Annotated in this window: 5 protein-coding genes; all 5 read right to left on the reverse strand. The window is 51.4% G+C overall.

What is annotated here, in order from left to right:
* Positions 1–22 precede the first annotated feature (22 nt).
* Positions 23–586: an alkyl hydroperoxide reductase subunit C gene (ahpC, locus tag HMPREF0080_RS06000; RefSeq protein ID WP_006790433.1), complete on the reverse strand. Its 564-nt coding sequence runs from the start codon at positions 584–586 to the stop codon at positions 23–25.
* 96 nt (positions 587–682) lie between these two features.
* The gene (locus tag HMPREF0080_RS06005) at positions 683–1,234 is read right to left on the reverse strand and encodes a TlpA family protein disulfide reductase (protein WP_006790434.1); all 552 of its coding nucleotides are present in this window, start codon (positions 1,232–1,234) and stop codon (positions 683–685) included.
* A gap of 38 nt (positions 1,235–1,272) precedes the next feature.
* Positions 1,273–2,130, reverse strand: coding sequence for a 16S rRNA (adenine(1518)-N(6)/adenine(1519)-N(6))-dimethyltransferase RsmA (gene rsmA / locus HMPREF0080_RS06010; RefSeq protein ID WP_040347398.1), 858 nt, complete (start codon positions 2,128–2,130; stop codon positions 1,273–1,275).
* Between the two features lies 1 nt (position 2,131).
* Complete coding sequence (gene rnmV / locus HMPREF0080_RS06015; protein WP_006790436.1) at positions 2,132–2,677, reverse strand: ribonuclease M5; 546 nt, start codon at positions 2,675–2,677, stop codon at positions 2,132–2,134.
* Positions 2,674–3,073, reverse strand: a 400-nt coding sequence (locus HMPREF0080_RS06020; RefSeq protein ID WP_006790437.1) for a methionine gamma-lyase family protein, incomplete at its 5' end; no start/stop codon positions are given. The genes HMPREF0080_RS06020 and rnmV, both read right to left, overlap by 4 nt.

A 3,073-nucleotide genomic window follows, 5' to 3' on the forward strand; every position in this document is an offset into this window, starting at 1 on the left:
CTGCGCCCGTTTTCCTGCGGAATTAAATTTTACCGACCAGATCAAACCCGGGGGTCAACGTATCTTTGCCGGGAGTCCATTTTGCCGGGCACACTTCATCACCGTGTTTATGAACGAATTGCGCAGCCTGTACCTTGCGCAATAATTCATCCGCATTACGGCCGATATTTCCGGCGCTGACTTCATAGAGGACAACCTTTCCGTCCGGGTTGATAACAAAGGTTCCCCGTTCCGTAAGGCCCGCGTCTTCAATATATACTTCCAGATCTTTTGCCAATAACCCCGTAGGATCCCCGATCATGGGAAATTCCACTTTACCGACAGTGGCGGAAGAATCATGCCAGGCTTTATGAACGAAATGGGTGTCGCAGGAAACCGAATAAATTTCACAATCAATAGCCTTAAAATCGGCATATTTTCCCTGCAAATCACCTAATTCCGTGGGGCACACAAAAGTAAAATCGGCAGGATAAAAGAACAGCACACTCCATTTGCCGGCCAAATCCTTTTGCGTCACTTCTTTGAAAGCGCCGTTTTGATAGGCTTGAAGAGAAAAATCAGTAACTTTTTTACCGTTGAGAGACATATTAAACCCTCCTTTAAATAATATTTAACTTTAAATGATACTTATTATCATGTGTATTATTGTAAAGGATGGATTGTAAATTGTCAAGAATCATTATTATTTAGAAAAGTCATAAAGCCCCTGCCGCAGCGTCATATGTTCGGATTTATCAAGCATGCGGCCGCCTTTATCAATCATGATCCATACAGGCAGCGCTTTGACGGCATAGTCACGAAGCACACCGGCATCTGCCGTGTAGGTAAGAAAGGTATATCCCTTCTTTGCAATAAACCGATCGGCTTCTTCGCGCCGGCCGGTTAAGGTGACGGCGCAGACATAAACACCGTCCCCCCATGTATCCCGGAATTCCTGAAGCATATCGAGCCCGTCTGCCGTATTGGCATTCCAGGGGTGCCAGAAGTAAAGACAGACAGGCCGGTCATTGTATAAGGTCCTCAGTTTGACCCGACGTCCGTCCCCGTCGATAAGGACTATATTCGGGGCCAGTACTTCCGTTTCGGCCCGAATAAGGGGCGCCGATTCTTTTCTGCCTTCACGCGCAAGCCGTTCCGGCGATTTCCCGTTCCACCAGGCAAAAAGCAATGTCAAACAAACCGCCGCCGCCAATATTAAAATTAAATTTTTACTCTGAACGGAGTTATGCTTCATTATTTCCGCCTGTCCCGAAAAATTTTTATACAGAGGCCTTACTCTGCACGGATACACGACCACGCGTCGGCAAGAGCGGCGAATTCCTCCAGACTCAGGGTTTCGCCGCGGCGGCTGCCGTCAATACGGGCCGTATCCAGAATATCCCGGACCTCCTCGGCCGCAATGCCGCCGCCTTTTAATGCGTTCGCTAAAGTCTTGCGGCGTTGCGCGAAAGAAAAGGCGACGATCCGGAAAAATCTTTTTTCTTCTTTTACTTTCACTGCCGGTTCAGGGCGCACATTCATGGCAACAACTGCCGATGTCACCGCAGGAGGCGGTAAAAACGCCTTCGGCGCGATCTCAAATTCTATATGCGGCTCCGTGCGGTATTGGACGGCAACGGAAAGGGCTCCGTAGATTTTGCTGCCCGGTTTTGCCGTCATCCGTTCGGCCACTTCTTTCTGCACCATGACGACCATGCGTCTGATGGAAAGTTTTTCTTCAAGTAAACGCATAATTACGGGCGTCGTAATATAATAAGGCAAATTGGCGCAAACCGTAAAAGGCTCGTATTTCATTTCCGCCGCTATATCGGTTTTCATGATATCGCCGTGAATGATACGCACATTGTCGTATTTTTCCAATGTTTTAGCCAATATCGGCAACAAACGGCCGTCAATTTCGACGGCCGTAATGTCGGCGCCCGTCTCGGCAAGGGCCTGTGTAAGCGTGCCGTACCTCGGACCGATTTCCAGGACCGGATCGCCGTTCCTCACACCGGCAGCCGCCGCAATATCACGGACAACCTGAGGCCGGATGAGGAAATTCTGCCCCCACTTCTTACTCGCCCGCAGATTGAACCGTTTTACTATATACCTGACAACGTCGGGATTTGCTATTTCCGTTTCTTTCATCTCAATTCTCCTCATCCAGATCTGCCAGCGCGGCTTCCCATTCGGAGCGCGTCACGCCGTAATGATTCAGGCGGCGAAGAAACTGTTTGGCGTTGCCGTAACCGATGCCCAGGGCAGCGCCTAACGCGGCTCTTCTGCCGGCGGCCGCAGCCGTGCCGTTCAACCCGTGGGCCCGTAAATCGGCAAAAGTAAATTCTTCCTGCGGCTCAAATACGGCACACCGTGTTTTTTCCAGGGCCTTACGGATGGCTTCCCCCGAAGCCTGTTCAATGCCGAGATCATTATTGCCTATCGCCTCTTCACGCGGCACAAAAGCATGTTTGGCACGGGGAAACCGTTCGGCCAGATAGCTGCGGATCCGTTCGCCCGCGCTGTCCGGATCGGTCAGTATGATAACGCCGCGGCGTTCATAGGCATGTTTAATCTGCTCCAGCGTATGCGGGTGGAGATTGAATCCGTCTGTCCGAATCATATCGACGTCAATTTTACTGGCCCTGATGCGGGCTTCATCGGCACGGCCTTCGACAATCAGCACTTCTTTGATCATGACAGCGGCCCGCCTCCCGCTTCACAAATAAACCGTGCTGCCTGCAAGACGGCAAGAATATTGTGTTCAAGCACAATACCGCCTTGGAGATACACAAGGTACGGCTCGCGCACAGGGCCGTCCGCCGAAAGTTCAATGGACGACCCCTGCACGAAATCACCGGCCGCCATAATAATTTTATCGGCGTAACCGGGCATATCATCGGCAATCGGAGTAACGTGCGCATCTACGGGAGAAAACCCCTGGATTCCCCGACAGAAAAGCTCCATATTCCGCCTGTTTTTCAGGGCGATCGTCTGGATGAGGTCGCATCGGGGCGCCGCGGCGGCCGGCGATACGGAAAACCCCATACGGGAAAATACGGCGGCGGCAAAAACGGCGCCCTTAATTGGCTTG

The organism is Megasphaera geminata F0357 (genome assembly GCF_000239275.1).
Taxonomy (GTDB): Bacteria; Bacillota; Negativicutes; order Veillonellales; family Megasphaeraceae; genus Megasphaera; species Megasphaera geminata.